The following is a 17774-nucleotide window of genomic DNA, read 5'->3' on the forward strand; positions in this document are numbered from 1 at the left end:
ACGCCTTCGAACCTACGAACCGAGGTCTCCATGAGTAACGCATTGACTCATAAGCTGGCAGAACAGTGGCGCGACGCGCTCAGTGCTTATGTCATCCACCACGTGTTGTCTGACCAATCCCAGGCCGCTTCGCTCAACATGATGACGGCTGAACACCTGGACCGGTATTTCCTGCTGGACACCCAGGTCACCTCTGCGGTGACCACCTCCTACCTGGCGCAAGCGCTGGCCACGACGCAGACGTACATCAACGCCATCATCAGCAACCTTGAGCCTGGCTATGACCAGGACTTAGACCCCGCGGTGATCAGCTTCTGGCAGCAAGCCATGTCGAATTATTCGCTATGGGCCGGCTACCAGATGCTGGAGGACTACCCGGAGAACTACATTCGCGCCGAGATGCGCCTGGACAAGACCGAGTTGTTCAAGACCCTGGAAAACGACCTGAGTCAAGGCAAGATCAACGATGCGAACGTGCAGAACGCATTACTGACTTACCTCAAGCACTACGAGCACCAGAACAGCATTCGCTCGCAGTCCGGCTACATCGACTACAGGGGCGACCACGCAGATGATGCCCCGTTCGATGGCTACACCTTCGCCAACTCGGACTACTACCTGCTGGGCAAGGACGCGGCCACGCCAACATCCTACTACTGGCGAAAAGTGGCCGTGCGTCTGGACCAGACCTCGACGGCCATTCAATCGGACGCCTGGACGCAATGGCAGACGATCGCTATGCCGGCAGGCAGCACGGTGATCCTGGCCCGTCTGGTGCTGTTCTGCGGGCGGCTGCACTTGGTCTGGCTGCACCATGGCGAGCCGGTGCCGGAGCCGCCTGTGCAAGAGAGGGAGGAAGAGCCAGAGAATGAATTCGAGCGCTATACCCTCAAGCTGGAAATCATGCACTTAGGGTTGGACAACCAATGGTCGACACCCGAAACGCTGTGGACCATGACGACCGACCCGATCGAAAAGGGCCAGCCGCTGAACACGGCCGAATATCGGCTGCTCGCGTTGGCCGTCGCTCGTGCCCACGGCAGTGACGATGAGTTGTGTGTCGCGTTACGGGGGGAAAGGAATACAGAACTGTTCTCGGTCCAACGTGACGTGCTCAAACGCAAGGCTCCCGAGCACCTGGCCTTTGGCGCTGCTTCCAGGGCTCGCCTGTTCGACCATTTCGAAGACCAGGGCGACAACCTGGCCTTCCAGCGCCGCATAACCAACAGCAAGTGGGCGATTAGAAGCGTGACGCGAGCAGCAGGCTTTGATCCCTTCTTAAGCCTTGAGGCGTTGTTGGAGGAGCAAGACGACGCCAAGTACCACTTGCGTCTGCGTGGCCGCTCCTGGGAAGTGAAAACCACCCCCAAACCGGTGGCGGTATACGTTTCGCGCATTTTGAAAGTTGCAGATGGCGTCTGGATGCGCGCCCAAGTGCGGACCACCCCCAAAGGCAATGTCGAGTTCCGTTGCATGACGAACAAGGCGCCTCAGTTCCAGGTCGTGAGGCTGACCCACCCCGTGGAAGGGGCGGGTGTGGACCTGCTCGGCACCGCATTCGAGACGAACGTCTTCGGCTGGTACGAACACTCTGGTGAAGTGGAAGCCGATAAGCTGCCTGACGCACTGGCCGCGTATGACGTGCAAGGGGTGCGTGAAGGTGCAGGTTTCAGCGTGCAGGTCGGCGTTGCTGAGGCGCAAGTCCTGGAAAACGCCAGTAACTTCATCACCGTTCACGCCCTGACCTCGATGAGCGAAGAAATGAAGTTCATGGTTGGCAAGGCTGATGCCTGGACCGGCACCTTCCTGCTCAACGGCTATGCGGCCACGCCTTGGGTGACCCAGGGCTGGGAGCCGGAGGAAGGCAACACGGAGCCTGAGATCACAGTCACCCTGGGGCTGGCCACCAAGGAAGAGGTTGGCACCTTCGCGACCACGTTCACGCTGAAGATGGGCCTGGTGGCCAACATCAGCAATGCCACCATGCCCTACATCGCGCGCCAGGCCAGCGGCACCGATTTTCTGGTGTTCGAAAACATTGGGGCAGGCGAGACGCGCGAGCCTCTGGTTGCACGCCTAAATTCCCAGCACGTACCGGACCTGATCAATCGTGCCCAGGCCTCGCCTCACGCCGTGTTCGATTGGGACGCCCAGCACCTGCGCGAACCGGCCTTCGTCAAAGGGGCGAGCAGCAAGACCTATGGCGGTTGGCTGCGCACGCAGGACGACGCGCCAATGAATGCTTATGACGCCAACGGCCTGTACCTGCGCGAGCTGTTCTTCCATGTCCCACACCTGGTGGCCTCACGCCTGCAGGAGGAGGAACGCTACGAGGAGGCCCGGCGTTGGCTGGGGCTGATCTTCGATCCGCAGCGCAAGCAGCCGTCCACGGAAAACCCAGGCCGTGAGTACTGGAACTGTGCCTGGATCATGGACGACCGCACTTCGGCTTCCGGCCTCGAACACCAACTCCTTGACCCGCACACCATCGCACTGCACGCGCCTTCGCACTACCGCAAGGCGATATTCGATCAATACGTACACCTGCTGATCGGCGAGGCCGACCTGAATTATCGTCAGCCGACCCGCGACAGCCTGGCCAACGCGTGGCTGCTGTACCGGCGTGCGGCCGACTTGATGGGCGAGGCGCCGAACGCCCGCACGATCAACACCTGGCAACCCAAGACCGTGGCGCAACTGCTCGGCGCGTCGCGCGGCGAGCAGCTGCTGGCCTGCCAGGCGCAAGTGCGAGCCCCGGCGGATCTGCCCAAGCGCCTGGCCACGTTCGTCTGGACCGGTGTGGCGGCGCATGAGGCCTTCCGCCTGCCCGTCAACCAGCACCTGATCGATACCTGGCAGTTGCTGGAGCAGCGGTTCTACAACCTGCGCCACTACCTGACCATCGATGGTCAACCGCTGCTGCTGCCACTCTATGCGCCTGCGGCCAACCCGTTCGATTTGCTGATGGCACGCATGGGCGGCAATGCCAGCCTGTCGCACCTGATGGGGTATCGCACCGTGGTACCGCCGTATCGCTTCCGTACCATCGTCGGCAAGGCCCATGAAGTGGTCACGGCGCTGATCCAGTTCGGTGAGCAACTGCGTGGCTTGATGGAGCAGGAAGAGCGCACTGAGCTGGAGGCCTTGCAGTTCCAACAGGCCGCGGAAATCGCCAGTTACACCATTGGCATTCAGGAGCAGCTCTACCAGCAACAGCGAAAGAGCGAGGACGTGCTGCAGGCGCAACGGACCGCCACCGAGCTGCGCCAGGCTCATTACACGAAGCTGTACGAAGATCACATTTCGGGAGGCGAATACGCGGCGATGAGCCTGCATGGCATCGGCCGCACGCTGATATGCGCGGGTACCGGCGTCAGCGGCTTAGCCCATCTGGCGGAAATGGCGCCCAACACCTTCGGCTTGGCAAACGGTGGGATGCGCTACAAGGCCCCGATGACGGCGATAGGGCAGGGGATGCAGGCAGTGGGCGGTCAAATGACGACGGCGGCCGAACTGCTGCGAGAAACCGAAGGCTACCGGCGCCGTCGGCAGGAGTGGCAACTGCAGGCCAAGCTGGCGGGCAAGGAGCTTCAGGTTCTGGACAAGCAACTGGGCGCACAACAGCACGCCACCTTGGCCGCAGAACAGGCGCTCGCCCATAGCCGCAAGGCATTGGCCCATACCCAGCAGCTGTATGCCTACTACCAGAATAAGTCCACCAGCGTGGCGCTCTACCGCTGGCTGCGCTCCCAGGTCGCGACCCTGCAGGCGACCCTGTTCGACGTCGCGGTCAGCCTGTGCAACAGCGCCGAGGCGTGCTGGCAGTTCGAGACCGGCCAGTTCGACAAGCGGATCATCCGGGCGCCGATCTGGCAGGCGGACCGCTATGGCCTGAACGCCGGCAACGAGCTGCGACTGGACCTGCACCGCCTGGAATCCGAGGCGCTGCTGCGCAACGAGCGGCACCTGGAGGTGCACAAGACACTCTCCCTGCAGGCGCTGGTCGACAAGGGCCTGGTGTTCACCAGGGACGGCGCGCCAGTGGAGGCCGGGACCCGGCTTAGCGACCTGCTCAGCGAGCATGGCGAGCTGGACTTCACGCTGTCCGAAACGCTGTTCAACGAGGATTATCCGGGGCATTACCTGCGCCGCCTGCACAGCGTGGCGCTGTCGATGCCTGCCTTGCTCGGGCCTTACCAGAACATCCGCGCGACGCTGACCCAGAAGCAGAGCCGCTTGCTGGTCAAGCCTGACATTGAAGGCGTGAAGTTCCTGACGCCCAAGGCGACCCGCGCCGATGAGCAAGGCGATGGCCGCAACGTGATGATGAGCCTGCGCGCACGGCAGCAAGTGTGCCTGTCGACCGCCAACCAGGACACCGGGCTGGTCAGCAATCCGGAGGCGGATGACCGTTATCGGCCGTTCGAAGGCACGGGGGCAGTGTCGGACTGGCACTTGCAGTTCCCGCGGCATACCCACCAGGCCGCCACCTTGGCAAGCCTGAGCGACATCATCGTGGAGGTTCGCTACTTCGCCCTGCACGGCGGGCCGCTGTTCGAAGAAGCGGTCGAGGAACTGCTGGAAGACGCCGCAGCCTGACCACCAGGGTAGAGCACGTGGAGACGGAGTTTCCTGAAAGTGCTATTACCAAGATAAATACACCCTAAGTCAGAAGCCGCCGCGCAGATTGAACTGTGCGGCGGCTTTTTTATGTCGTCGAGAACGGCATGGAAGTTGTAGTCATTGATTAAAGGCCCAGTAGAACGCTTTCGCCAATACTTCAACTATCGTGGATGCCAGAAATTAATACAGTTGAAATCAGAAAATACTTAAGCACTGGGCGGTGTGGCGCCTCACCGATCTTAGAGTTATTTGACTTGCTTATTTAATGAATTATTCGATGACGTGAATCCTATGTTGGGCGCGGCGCACTTGTCGCTCGAACGGTGCGTGTCACCCAAATGATCCACGCCTTTAAAATTGAAGAGGCTGTATGCTGTGAATGTTATCAATGCGCAATACACCGGCTCGGACTTAGAGACCCGTGGCCATAACCTTGTCCAAGATCCATCGTTTCCAGTGGGCTCGATCAGTGCAAACCCCGATGCCGAAACATCCTGGAAGATTAGCAAGCCCGGTGGGTTCGCCCATTACCAGGGGCCCTACGTGGGGATTTGGGGCGACCGGAAACTTTGGCAGATCATCGAGCTGCCGGTCGTGCCTGCTGCCGAAGGGCGCCCCGACTACTGGCTGAGTTGTGAGTATGACGCCACCTATTACGAGGCGTGCTGGCTGCGGGTGTATGACGCAGACAACGAGGGTGAGCCATTCTTCACTCACACCCTGTACGGTCAACCTCCCAGGCCTCAGGACCTGCAGGAGGAGCACTTCGTGAATTGGCATACCATGAGCGAGATGCGGATCGCTGTACCGGCGCAGGTGCGGCGCCTGCGTGTGCAATTCGAAACCCCGGCAGAGGGGTCGTCCTATCTCTTCCTGAGAAACGTGACCACGCACCTGCGCCTTCCGGCGTTCGACGAATCGAGCGATGTCCAGTTGCTGGTCGAGCGTCCGGGCGAGTCGCCGATTGTTCAGTCCACGCGGCCGTTTCGGCTGTGCCGCGGTGCGACCCATCAGCTGAAGGTGAAGGCTCCGACCGGCAATGCCTGGGACGGGCAAAAGACCAGCCTGCTGTGGCTGGGCGAGGGTGTCGCGCCACCCATCCAGTACGGCCTGACGGCCACGCCTGACATCAACTACAGGGACGCGGACGACGAAGAATACTACCTACCGCTGTCGAGCGAAGACGGGGCGAGCTGGACACTGACCGCTGGCGCCAAAATACCCGAGGGCCTGCCTGTCGACATCACCCTGGGGCTGGGCAGCTACTGGCAGGCGGAAAAACACCCGATCGCGGCGCAGATGGGGGACTTCCACCACCTCATCGAGAAAGTCGAGTGGGACGGCGTGGTGCCCGTGGCGTCTGAAAAGAACGCCACCGTTCTGACCGCCACGGTAAAGAACCCCTTCGCTCCAGATCGACCCATGGAGGGCAAAGAGGTCGTCTGGTCCTACAACGGGAAAAACTACCCAAGCAAGACGGACGGAAAAGGGCAGGCCAAGCTGACATACACCCCTGCGCTGGGTGATGCAGGTGAGGCGAATCAGGTGGTGTTCACCGCATCCTGCCAGGACGCCCTGCAGCATCCCAGCAGCGTTGCCTATACCTGCCCGGTCTTCGACGAGTCCCCTTGGCTTGAGCAGATAGAGGCGACCCTGGACGGCAAGCCGATCGCGGATTTGAAGACGATGGCGCTACGCCTGACCCGGGGCGTCAGCCACACACTGGTGCTCAAGGCCAATACCGCCGACAGCTACTTCGTTGGCAAGGACATTGCCCTGAGCTGGCCGGAGGGTAAGCCGCTTTTGGGCATCACCCTTGAGCCGAACGTCGGTGTCCCGCAGACCATGGACATGATCGGGATCAGCTGGACGATCACAGGTGGTGCCGACACCAGCGGCTCGTTCACATTGCACGCTGAAGAAACCGCCGATGCCGGCTTGAAAGTGCCGCTCTCGCTGCCGGGCGTCCAGCTGTCGGCGAACCTTGCCGATGAGGCTGAACTGAAGGTGGCCGCCGCCGGTACAGACGGCCTGAACATTTTCCGACGTGGCACCGACCGTGCCCTCAGTCTGGTGCCTCGCGCCGGCAGCCCCTTGGCCGATGCAAAGCTGCAGGGTTGGATGACGTTCATCGAACGCGATCTGACGCAGGACAAGGTCGCGGCCAGTCCGGCCTACGACGCCAAGGTCGATATCGGCGCGAACACCACCTGGACCCTCAAGGGGGCGGCGGTCAGTGGTCTGTTCGGGGTACAGGTGCATGTGGAAGGCCTCCAGCCGCTGGCACTGGACAACGCCATGCTGTTGTCGCTGGATCTGAACGATGAGGCCGAACTGAAAATAGGCGGTGCGGCCGTACCCAGCCCAACGATTTTCCGTCGGGCAACAGCTCAAACCGTCAGTTTCGTGGCCCGCTCAGGCAGCCCGCTGAAGGCGGCAGGGCTCGAGTACTGGCTGGCGTTCGATACCAGCGGTACTTTGGCCGAAACGGATGTGACGGCCGTACCTGCCTATAAAGAGCGCTACACCAACATGAGCAGTCCTGCCTGGAAACTCACTGGCGGGGCGGTCAGCGGGACCTTCGGTGTGCAACTCCATATGGCCGGTTTCACCACGCCGCTGAAACTGAGCAATGCCTTGCTGCTGTCGCTGAACCTGCACGATGAACTCGACCTGACCGTGGACGGCGTTGTAGCGACGGGGTCGATGATTTTCCGCCGCAAGGTTGAGCGCAAGATCAGTTTCCAGCTCAAGAAAAGCAGCCCGTTGGGTCAATCGAAACTCAAGTACAAGCTCGTGTTTGACGACTCTGGCTCGTTGACTGCCCAGCAGGTGGCCGCCAACCCCGCGTATGGCAAGGAATACAATGGCTACACCGGTCCGCTGTGGACGGTCACCGGGCAAGACGTCAGCGGCACCTTCGGCCTGCAACTGCAGATGGAAGGTTTCACAACGCCTTACAAGACAGGCCATTGGTTGTTGCTGTCGGAAAAGGTGGACGATGAATACGACCTGACGACCAAGGATGCGGTCGTGGAGGGAGTGGCGCATTTCTGGCGCGGTAAGGCTCAGGCGGTCACGCTGAAACCGAAAGCCACCAGCCCCTTGAGCAAAGGCCAGACGTTCAATGGCCAACTCAAGTTCGTCGTAGGCAAGGGCGTTCCTCAGGATAAGGTGCAGGCGCAACCGGGCTATGACCAACCCGCGGCGATCCCCGTGGCCGGCCATACCTGGACGCTCACCGGCAAGGATGTCAGCGGCACCTTTGGCCTGCAGGTGAGTGTCGAAGGGTTCAAGACCCCTGCGCAGCTGGCTACCAATGTGCTGATGTCCACGAAGCTGGCGGACGAAGCGCAGGTGACGCTCGATGGCAGCGACAAGATTTCGCCCGCGATCTTTCGTCGAAGCACCGCTGGCAAGGTTTTGCTCAAGCCAAGGTCGGGGAGCCCGTTGGGTTCGACGGTGACCCCTAAAGCCTGGCTGGCCTTCATCACGACGGGGGCCACCCTGACCGCCGCGCAGGTGCCAGCCGCGCCGAAATACACCGAGCAGCGATCGATGGTGGCGGCTGGCCTGGAGTGGCTGCTGACCGGGGCGAACGTCAGCGGGCTGTTTGGTGTCGGCCTGCATGTGACAGGTTTCGATCCGATAACGCTTGGCAACTGTGGGTTGTTGTCGCCCTCGATGACGGACGAAATGAGCCTTCGTGCCAGCTGGCGTAACGACCTGCCCCCTGGGTTGATGTCGCCTGAGCATACGACGGTTGTCTATGCGCCGAGCAGTCCGCTGGTCAAGCTTGGGGCGCAACTGCGGCTGGATTTCTTACCTGAGGGCGCGAGCTGCATCCTGAAGGAAAGGCCGGCAAGGGGTGAGTGGGTGAAGATGACGGATGCTGGGCGAGTGAAGTGGCTGCTGACCGGTTCGGTCATGGAGAGGGGCTGGGTTCAGGGCCGGATTACGAGCACGTTGTTCCCGGACGTCTGGAAGTTGCCAGCTTTCTATGTGGGCTGGAACCTAGAAGAGGTTGGGGCTCCTCCGGAGGACCAGGCGCTGGTGCAGCAGGGCGTCATCGACGTGTGTCCGCGCTAAGCGTGCGTAGGCCGAAGTAATCAAATTCAGCGTCTGAAACCGCCGCGCAGTTCAAGCTGCGCGGCGGTTTTTTCGTCTTCGGATACCGCGTGTGGTGATTGAAGCAAGGGAGGTGTGGCCCCACAGGCACGCCGGTATGTTGGAGAGCTACCCAGAGCCTGGAGCGGGGTTATCGAAGCGTTGAACCGCCGCGAAGCAGACTCCGCGCTGGATGGCTCCGGCTTGAGGTGGAATTAGTTGCCAAAGGCTATGTAAACCATCCAGGGCCAACCATAGCGCTCAGGAAGAAAGCACAGCGCCCAACGTCTCGGCGTGCCGGAAGGCAGCTGAAGCGGTGGGCGCTGATTTATTTAGGTGGCAATTGGTTTGAAGGTCAATAGCGTTTCAAGTGTGATGCCATGTTGATTTGATGTCGGGTCGGGTCAAGGCATTTCTGGGACTGGAAAGGGGAGAGGGCCGATGAGAATATGCTCGGCGATTCGGTTGGGCGAGCCTTCCTTCGTCTTGAGATATACCGTTTCATCAGGTGCAACAGGGCCGCTGCCGTTATATATCTGCGCGGCGGTGAACGCAGCAGGTACTAATGCTTCGGGTATTTTGAGAAGTAGGCTGCAGTCATCTATACGCGCACTTACGTACCCATCAGTTCCGCCATAATATAAGGTGGTAATAATTTTCCCAGTGACCGCTATATGGGTTTCATCGCTGTTGGGTGCGTATGAGATTGAAATTTCTTTGACGAAAATATCTCCGTATTCCATGAGTGGGTGGTAGGGGATCTGTTGTGAGGTCTTTGTGCTGGGGGCGTTAAGTGTCGTGTTGTTCACGATAGACTTCCAAATAGTTAAGGGGGCCAGTTTGCTGCGTAAGCTAACGTGGAGTTGTCATTATTTTAACTTTTTAGAACTTGGGTAACTGGCAAGATGTACAGGTGCTGCGCGCTACAACGAAAGCCGCATCGCTGGCGCGGTTAAAGTTTGAACAGAGACAGCATGGGTCCGAATTCAAATAGTTGTCGATTCGATTGAGTAGGTTATGCGTCGTCTTTACAACTAAACAAGGGGGCTAACTTTTGTGTGCTGTATCCCCCTTACCGCGCCACCGCCTGATTAGGCTTGTAAAACAAGAAATGCGTGGTCTCGGCCGTCTTGCGATACGCCTTGGCCCATTCCGGCCGCACCGTGCGGTCATGGAAATACAGCGCGCCGCCCGTGGGGTCCTTCAACTGTTGGTTGAGGGCCTTGCGGGCGATTTCCTTGGCCACGGCATAGCGCTGCTCTTCCTCGACCTGATCAGGTCGTCCATCGCACCACCAGGAAAACTGGCACGCCTTGGTTTCCACCCCCTGCTTGACCACTGCGCACACCGTGTTGGGGAAGCCTTCGTGCCCGAGGCGGTTGAGCACCACGCTGGCCACGGCGGTCATGTCCTGGGCGTTGGCCCCTTTCGATTCCCAATAGATGGTTCGCGCAAGGCAGGTGATGCTGTCGTCCAGCGGTGACTGGCCGGCGGGGTCGACCGCTTTGACTTCGCTGGGCGTGAGGGTTTCTTTCTGTTTGGGCGGTGGCGCGTCCTCGACCACTTTCTCTTCCAGCACCTGCGCCTTGTCCTCGGCCACGGCGGCCTTGGGGCTGTCCGCCGCGTGGAGCGGGCCTGCGAGCAGGGCCAGCGTCAGGCCGAACACCAGCGAAAGAATGCGCATGGTCGAGTTCTCCGCGAGGTGAGGTGAATCACAGTCTAGCCAAGCGTATTCAACTCAGCGCCAGGCTCAGCACCAGCGGTAGAGTGAGGGCGGCGGCGACGGTCTGCAGGGCGATGATCGTGGCCATCAGCGGCGCATTGCCGCCCATCTGCCGGGCCATCACGTAGGACGACGAGGCAGTCGGCATTACCAGGAACTTGAACGCCGAGGCCCGCCCTGGAACAGGAAAAATGCATGGTCAGGGGTGGCGCCTCGCCCAACGTCCGAGCGGCACACTGCAGTGGCCTCTTCGCGGGTGAACCCGCTCCCACAGGTTTTCCGCAGCTCTGACTGCCGCCACTAAACCTGTAGGAGCGGCTTTAGCCGCGAAATAGACGGCGCGGTGCCATGCCACGCTATCCGGCTGTCTTTTCCAACCCGTCGAGCAGGGCCTCCACCAATGCTTTGCTGGCCTCTAATGCATGGTCATTGCCCAGCAACAGGTCATGGCAGGTGCCATCGGCCAAGGGCAAGGCTTTAAGATTGCTGGCGCAGGCGCCTTTGAGCAGGGTGCTGAGGTGGACCAAGGCGTCTTCGAGTTCGACGCCAGCGCAGACGCTGAACAGGGGAGGATGGCTGTGTTCGCAGCTGCCGAACGCGGCGGGAACTGTGGTGCTGCGGTGGGGTGGATCCGGGATGGCTTTCGTCATTGTGTCGCTCCTTGATTCAATGGAGCCGCCACAATTCGCTACCAAACGAATGGTGACGGCTGTACGCAGGTTGGTAGACCGGGAATCAAGGAAACCGGCGCGCACGAGTGCGCCCTACGCACAGCCGCCATGACACGAGACAGCTAGGCACTAAAAAGCGCCAGCTGAAACGCAGAGCGGGCGCTTGTGCGCCTTGATTGATCGCGGGCTACCAAACCCGGCTGCTGGATTGACAGCAGCGCGCACAGGTTACCGGCCCAGGGTAGGCGATTCAAGGCCCGATGCCGGCGTGCGGCCCTTCGCGGGTAAACCCACAGGTTTTCCGCTGCTCTGGCTGCCGCCGCTGGACCTGTAGGAGCGGCTTTAGCCGCGAAATAGACGGCGCGGTGCCTGGCACCGGCTGCGGACGAACAGCGGGACTTGCAGCTCGTCTTCGAGGGTCTTGATGTGCAGGCTCACCGCCGAGGGCGTCAGGCTGAGCAGGTCGGCGGCGCGGGCGAAGGTGCCGTGGCGGGCGATGGTCACCAGGGTGCGCAGGGCTTTGAGGGACACGCGGGCGGCGCCGAGCGGAAATGAGCGCACGTTACAAGCTCGTAGCCGCGCACGGCAAGGGCCGGCTCAGCCTTGGCGCAGGGCGGCCACCACTTGCTCGACACTGGCCTTGAGGCCGGCGAAGGTGTCATCCGTGTCGCTGTCGAGCACCAGCAACCGGGCGCCCGCAGCCTCGATCGCCTCGGCCACGGCCGGGGCGGGCTGGCGGTGGTGCAACACCAAGGCCACGTCCTGGGCCTTGAGGATGTCGCCCAGGGCCTTGAGCTCGGCCTCGCCCCAGGTGTCGCCCACTGGCAGCGGTTGCTCGACCACGTCGAGGTTCAGGCCGCTGGCCAGATAACCCAGGCGGTCGGACAAGCTCACCACGCTGAGGTTGTCGACCTCGGCCAACTGGGTCTGGGCCTCGGCGGCCAAGGTCAGCAATTGCCGCTTGAGGCCGGCCAGGTTGGCCTGGATCTTGGGTTTGTCCTCCGGTGACAGGCGCTCCAGGTCATTGGCCACCACGTCGGCCATCCGCCCGAGGTTGGTCGGGTTGAGCCACGGGTAGGCGGTGAAAGCGTCCTCACCCTTGACGGCGATACCCGGCAGCGCACCATCGACCGGCCGCGCCGCATCGATCTCGACGATGCGGATGTTGCTGCGCCGGGCCATGGGGTAGAGCGGGTCGTCGCGCCAGATCGAGCGCACGCCGATCACCGCGTCGGCCTGTTGCGCCGCCTTGTGCAGGCTGGCGCCGCCCCGGCCGCTGAAGTACGACGGCTGGCGCGTGGTAGGCAAGTTAGCCGGTGCTGCGCGCTTGAGCTGCACCGACGTGCCGTCGAGCAGAGCCTGCGCCAGGCTGTGGGTGACCGGTAATGTGGTGAGTACTTCGGTGCTGTAGGAGAGCGTGGGCACGCCGGCCAGGGCGAGGGCCAGCGTCAGGTGCTTGAGGGAGAGGGTCATGCCGGGTTTCCTTGCAGGCGAGGGACGAGGGCACGGGCCAGGGCGGCGAGGGCGAAGCACGCGCCGGCCACCAGGATGATCGCCGCGCCCGAGGGCACGGGCAGGTCGAAGACGATCGGCAACAGGATGCCGAGCAGGGTGCTCAAGGTGGCGATGCTCACCGACAGGAAGAAGAACCCCTTGAGCGACTGGCTGACCAGCCGGGCGGCAGCGGCCGGAATCACCAACAGGGCACCGACCAGGATCGCCCCGATCACCTTCACCGACGCCACGGTGACCAGGGTCACCAGCACCACGAACAGGTAGTCCAGGGTCTTGACCGCCACCCCGCGCACCGCCGCCAGTTGCGGATTGAAGCTGGCCAGCATGATGCGGTTGTACAGCGGCAGGGCCAGGGCCAGCACCAAGGCCGCGACGATACCCAGCACCACCAGATCCTGGGCACTGACGGTGAGCACCGAGCCGAACAGCACGTTCTCCAGGATGTGCACGTTGATCTTGCCGGCGAGCATCAGCAGCAGGCTCGCCCCCAGCGCCAGGGACACCGAGAGGAACACGCCGATCAAGGTGTCCGGCGAGAGCCCGGTGCGGTTGCGCAGGAAATTGAGCAGGATGCCGAACAGCAGGCAATAGCCGAACAGGCTGCCGTACGGCCCGGTGTAGGGCTCGCCGAGCAGGATGCCGATGGCCACGCCCGTGAGCGCCGCGTGGCCCACAGCCTCGGAGAAGAAGGCAAAGCGCTTGACCACCACCAAGGTGCCCAGCCCGCCCAGCACCGGGCCGATCATCAGGCCCGCGAGCAAGGCGTTGATCACGAACCCATAGGCCAAGGCCTCGGGCAGGTAGCCAGCGGTGGCCCAGGCTTGGACCAGCTGGCGGAAGGCTTCATAGCTCATCAGGCGAGGCTCCCGCTGCGAGGGTGAACGCTGAACAGCCCGAGCAGACGCTCAGGCGTCAGGGCCTGGGCGGGCGGGGCGTCGAACAGCACCTGGCGGCTCAGGCCGGTGACCCGGTCGGCCAGGCGCAGCACCGCTTCAAGGTCGTGCTCGATCCACAGCACCGTGGTGCCGGCCTGGCGCCAGGCCTGTAGCAGTTGCTCGAACACCTGGATACCGGCCTCGTCCAGGGCCGACATGGGTTCGTCGAGTACCAGCAGCTGCGGTTCGGGAATCAGCCCCTGGGCCAGTAGCACGCGCTGACGCTCGCCACCGGAGAGTGCGCCCATGCGCCGTTTGCGTTTATCGAGCATGCCGACCCGCGCCAGCGCCGCGTCGATGGCAGGCCGCACGCCTCGGGCCAGGCCCAGGAAGGCAGGGCGTTGCTGGCACAGGGCGGCCATGAAGTCGTCCACGGTCATCGGCAGGCCACGGTCGAACTCCAGGGCCTGGGGCACGTAGCCGATCACTTCGCGCGCGGTCGGCCAGTGCAGGGTCAGTTGGCCCTGGTGCGGCATCTGCCCGAGCAGGGTCTTGATCAGCGAACTCTTGCCGCCGCCATTGGGGCCGACGATGGCATGCACGCTGCCGGCGGCGACGCTGAAGGCCACGTTCTCCAGGATGCGCGTGCGCCCCAGGGTCAGGTCGATGCCGGCGAACTCGATGCGCGGCCCGCAGGTGGCGCCGAGGTGGGCTGCGGCGGTCATGTGCGGGTCTCCTGGATGGCCCGGACCACGGTGTCGAGGTTGCGCTTCATCTCCACCTCGTATTTGTCCTGGGTGTACTCGCCGTAGGAAATGTGGGTCAGCGGGTAGATGCGCACGCCCGCTTCGCGCTGGATGGTGTCGACATAGGCAGACGGAAAGTCCATCTCCGAGAAGATCACCTGCACGTCCAGGGCCTTGAGCTGGTCGATGGTCTTCTTGAGCTGCGCCGGGCTCGGCTCGATGCCATGGGCCGGCTCGACCACGGCGGTGACTTCCAGGCCGAAGTCGCGCACCAGGTAGTCGTACGCGGCATGGATGGTGGCCACGCGCAAGGTGGCGTCCGGCGCCTGGGTGACCTTGGCCAGCGCCTCGGCGCGCAGGGCACGCAGGCGTTTGGCGTAGGCGCGGGCGTTCTGGGTATAGACCTTGGCGTTGTCCGGGTCGAGCTTGCCCAGCTCGCGGGCGATGTTGTTGACCTGGGCGATGGTGGCGCTGATCGACAGGAAGGTGTGCGGGTTGACCACCTTGCCCGCGCCCCGGGCGGCGATGCCGGTGGCGGCCAGCAGCGGCACGTTGGCGTTGGACTCGATGGTCTTGATGTCGGGCTTTTCGCTGGCGGCGATCATGCGATCGGCGAAGTCATCGTGGCCCACGCCGTTGAGCACGATCACATCCAGGGTGCCGATACGCTTGATGTCTTCGGCGCGTGGTTCGTAGGCGTGGGGGTTGAAGCCGGCTGGAATCAGCGGCACTACCTCGGCTTTGTCGCCGACGATGTTGGTCACGTAGCTGTAGTAAGGGTGCAGGGTGATGCCGATGCGCAGGGGCTTGCCGTTGTCGGCCTGGGCCAGGGCCGGCAGGGTGCAGGCCAACAGCAGGGAGAGGACGAAGCGGAGCATGGGGGAATCCTTCGGTTCAATGGCGATGTTGGCGGGTGACCCCGGCGTCGTAATGGCTGACCACCTGCTGCCAGCCGGCCGCGATCAGTGCGGCCTGGCCCAGGTCGTCCGGTGCCAGGGCGCTGCGGTCGCGGCGCAGCCAGACATCCGGCTGCTGGTCGCCATCGCCTGCAGGCAGGACCAACAGGAAGCTGCCGGCCACCTGCGCATCCTGGCTACGGCCCAGGTAGGCACCGCTAGGCAGCCATTGCCATTGGTGGCCGCCACGGCGCTGGCTGCTGGCGTCGGTCACGAAGGGCGGCACGCCTTCCTCGGCCAGGGCCGCGACGTCCGGAGGCTGGCCGTTTTCCTCGCGCAACAGGGCGATGTCCTCGGCCGCCACCCACAAATCGGTGTACAGGCCCTGTTCGGCGGCGGTGAGGTCGCGGCGGGCATCGATCTGGTGGGCGGCGATGGCCACCTCGTCCTCGCGCTCACCGCGCAGCACCACCACCGTGGTGGCCAGGGCGAGGATCAGCAAGGCTGTCAGCAGCACGTACAAGGTCTCGTGCCCGGCACCGGCCGGGCGAACCACCTGGGCCCGGCTCATGGCGCGCCTATGTCGGCATGGTCGACTTCCACCACATGGCCTGGGCCTGCGTCGAACAGTACGTAGAACTCGCCATCGGGGCGTTTGAAGGTGAGGGTGGAATCCTCGCCGAGCTTGCTGGCGAGCAGCACCTGCTCGTCATAGCCGATCACGTCCAAGGTCACGCCGGGTGCGCCGCTGCCGTCGGAGAAACCGCCCTTGCAGGTGATCTGATCGCTACCCGATTCGCTGCATTCGCACATTGGGTTGTGGGCCAGCGCAGGCAGTGCGACGCCCAGCAGCAGGGGCAGGGCGAGGGCGCCCATCCAGTGTTTCATTGCTTGCCTCCTTGTTTCTCGAGCCAGGCCACGGTGGCCGGTGATGCCTTGGCCAGGGGGATCGAGGCCTGGTGCATCTGCCCGTCCCAGCCTTCGAAGGTGAGCCACAGCTCGGCGTCTGGCCGGGTCTTTTGCGGGATGTTGACCTCGCCGGTCATGCGATAGGGCGTGCCGAAGAACAGCGCACCGGCCGCGCGCAGGCTGCGCGGCTTGCCCACGCGCAGGTACACCGCCTTGACGTCGGTGCATTGCTCGCACAGGGCGATCTTGAACTGCTTGAAATAGCCCGCCGGGCCGTCCGAGCGCGGCGCCTCGTCGAAGCGCTCGGCCAGGCGCACGCTCCACGGGCCGGCTTTCAGTTCGCCCAGTTCACGTTCGCCCAGACCGATTTCGCCACGGTCCATCGAGGCTTCGTGCAGGTACTTGGGCATCAGCCCAAGAGGGATCAGCACCAGCAGGATGTTCAGGTGGAAGCGCCACTTCAGCCACAGGCGTTTGGGGGCAGACGGGGATGGGGGGATCTGCTTGCTCACAGGCTGGCCTCCGACGCGGTTGCCGCGCGTACTCGGGGCTGGCGCTTGAGCGCGGCGGCGGTGGCCTGGGCGGTGCGTTTGGTCCAGATCAATAGGCCGCTGAGCACCATCAACGTCAGGATCAGGCCGAAGAAGGCCCAGATCAGCTTGACCCAGAGACCACCGAAGTCACCGGTGTGCAGCGGGCGCATGGACTCGGTGACGAACTCCAGGGCCGAGCGGTCCGCGACCATGAACGAGGCCTCGACCTTGCTGTTGTAGGGGTTGACGTTGACCGTCTCGAACATCAGCGGGTACCAGCCACGCCCGCCCATGTAGTAGTGGCTGTAGGCATTGCCCGGTAGGGTGATGAAGGTCACCTCGAAGCCTGGGAAGCGAGCGCTGGCGGCGCGTTCGGCGTCGTCCAGGCTGATCGGCGTCGGCGCCTGGCCATCGGCGGTGCGCGGCACGTCCTCGCGGGCGATGGCCGGCACGATCGGCTCGCTGGAAATCGTCACGTGGTTGTCGGCCAGCGTCGCCTGGATCAAGAACCACGTCCCGGTGATGGAGATGGTGGCGATGAACCAGATCGACCAGACCCCACTCAGGCGGTGCAGGTCGCCCCAGAAGATCCGCGAACCGTGGCCCAGGCGCGGCAGCTTGAAAAAGCCTTTCCAGAAGCGCTTGTACACCACCAGCCCCGTGACCAGCGAGGCGAGCATCGGCAGCCCCAGCAGCGACACCAGGTACCAGCCCCAGCTGTAGCCATGGGTGAACGGCACCAGCCACCAGCCGTGCAGGGCCCGGGTGAAGGCCTCGAAATCGAAGGTCGGGCTCTTGCCCTGGATCGCCCCGGTGTAGGGGTTCACGTACAGGATCGGTGAGGTGCCGTCGGGATAGGTGACGCTGGCGGTGAGGGCGAAATGCGCTTCGCCTGGCTTGCTGATGTAGTTCACTGCGATGCCGGGGTCGGCCTGGTGGATGGCGTCGAGCACTTGCTGATAGCTGAGCGCTTGGGCGTCATCGTGAGGTTTGCTGGCGCGTACGTCCGGGTTGGCCAGCCAGACGATCTCCTGGCTGAGCACGGCCAGGGTGCCGGTCACGCAGACGATCAGCACGAAGAACCAGATGGGCAGCGCCAGCCAGCTGTGCACCAGGAACCAGGTTTTGGAGCGGGACTTTTTCGACATGAATACCGGTCTTGTTGTGCAAATGAAG

At 62.9% G+C, this 17774-nt stretch carries 13 protein-coding genes and 2 pseudogenes; 2 read left to right on the plus strand and 13 right to left on the minus strand.

The genetic code is table 11. The features are described from left to right. Positions 1-30: 30 nt before the first annotated feature. Positions 31-4599 carry a neuraminidase-like domain-containing protein gene (locus tag IEC33019_RS06630; RefSeq protein WP_139139855.1) on the plus strand — a complete coding sequence of 1523 codons (4569 nt, stop codon included), beginning with the start codon at positions 31-33 and terminating at the stop codon, positions 4597-4599. Between the two features lie 399 nt (positions 4600-4998). Beyond that, positions 4999-8712, plus strand: a complete 3714-nt coding sequence (locus IEC33019_RS06635) for a hypothetical protein (RefSeq protein WP_157765873.1) — start codon at positions 4999-5001, stop codon at positions 8710-8712. A 422-nt stretch (positions 8713-9134) separates the two neighbouring features. On the opposite strand, the gene IEC33019_RS27295 is transcribed toward IEC33019_RS06635, so the two are convergent. The 13 genes and pseudogenes from IEC33019_RS27295 to IEC33019_RS06700 all read right to left on the minus strand — a co-directional run bounded on the left by IEC33019_RS27295 (position 9135) and on the right by IEC33019_RS06700 (position 17746). Further along, entirely contained in the window at positions 9135-9539 is a 405-nt protein-coding gene (locus IEC33019_RS27295) for a hypothetical protein (RefSeq protein WP_139139853.1), read from the minus strand. Positions 9540-9802: 263 nt separating this feature from the next. Continuing rightward, on the minus strand, positions 9803-10414 hold the full coding sequence (locus IEC33019_RS06640) for a cell wall hydrolase (RefSeq protein ID WP_070091048.1): 612 nt from the start codon (positions 10412-10414) through the stop codon (positions 9803-9805). A gap of 49 nt (positions 10415-10463) precedes the next feature. Then, a pseudogene (locus IEC33019_RS06645) lies at positions 10464-10604 on the minus strand (AEC family transporter); the annotation flags it as partial. A 205-nt stretch (positions 10605-10809) separates the two neighbouring features. Continuing rightward, positions 10810-11103, minus strand: coding sequence for a DUF3077 domain-containing protein (locus IEC33019_RS06655; protein ID WP_244509669.1), 294 nt, complete (start codon positions 11101-11103; stop codon positions 10810-10812). 390 nt (positions 11104-11493) lie between these two features. After that, a pseudogene (locus tag IEC33019_RS06660) lies at positions 11494-11655 on the minus strand (LysR family transcriptional regulator); the annotation flags it as partial. 66 nt (positions 11656-11721) lie between these two features. Continuing rightward, positions 11722-12597, minus strand: a complete 876-nt coding sequence (locus IEC33019_RS06665) for a metal ABC transporter substrate-binding protein (protein ID WP_070091046.1) — start codon at positions 12595-12597, stop codon at positions 11722-11724. Further along, positions 12594-13493, minus strand: coding sequence for a metal ABC transporter permease (locus IEC33019_RS06670; protein ID WP_070091045.1), 900 nt, complete (start codon positions 13491-13493; stop codon positions 12594-12596). Before IEC33019_RS06670 ends, IEC33019_RS06665 begins: the two co-directional genes overlap by 4 nt. After that, complete coding sequence (locus tag IEC33019_RS06675; protein ID WP_070091044.1) at positions 13493-14239, minus strand: metal ABC transporter ATP-binding protein; 747 nt, start codon at positions 14237-14239, stop codon at positions 13493-13495. Before IEC33019_RS06675 ends, IEC33019_RS06670 begins: the two co-directional genes overlap by 1 nt. Continuing rightward, positions 14236-15138, minus strand: coding sequence for a metal ABC transporter substrate-binding protein (locus IEC33019_RS06680; RefSeq protein ID WP_070091043.1), 903 nt, complete (start codon positions 15136-15138; stop codon positions 14236-14238). Before IEC33019_RS06680 ends, IEC33019_RS06675 begins: the two co-directional genes overlap by 4 nt. Before the next feature lie 16 nt (positions 15139-15154). Next, positions 15155-15727, minus strand: a complete 573-nt coding sequence (locus IEC33019_RS06685; RefSeq protein ID WP_070091042.1) for a DUF6162 family protein — start codon at positions 15725-15727, stop codon at positions 15155-15157. Then, complete coding sequence (locus IEC33019_RS06690; RefSeq protein WP_070091041.1) at positions 15724-16044, minus strand: hypothetical protein; 321 nt, start codon at positions 16042-16044, stop codon at positions 15724-15726. Before IEC33019_RS06690 ends, IEC33019_RS06685 begins: the two co-directional genes overlap by 4 nt. Continuing rightward, complete coding sequence (locus IEC33019_RS06695; RefSeq protein WP_099593214.1) at positions 16041-16577, minus strand: thiamine pyrophosphate-binding protein; 537 nt, start codon at positions 16575-16577, stop codon at positions 16041-16043. The genes IEC33019_RS06690 and IEC33019_RS06695 overlap by 4 nt, the downstream gene beginning before the upstream one ends. Continuing rightward, the gene (locus IEC33019_RS06700) at positions 16574-17746 is read right to left on the minus strand and encodes a PepSY-associated TM helix domain-containing protein (protein WP_070091039.1); all 1173 of its coding nucleotides are present in this window, start codon (positions 17744-17746) and stop codon (positions 16574-16576) included. Before IEC33019_RS06700 ends, IEC33019_RS06695 begins: the two co-directional genes overlap by 4 nt. Positions 17747-17774: the final 28 nt, after the last annotated feature.

Origin of the sequence: Pseudomonas putida (assembly GCF_002741075.1) — a bacterium.
Classification (GTDB): Bacteria; Pseudomonadota; Gammaproteobacteria; order Pseudomonadales; family Pseudomonadaceae; genus Aquipseudomonas; species Aquipseudomonas putida_T.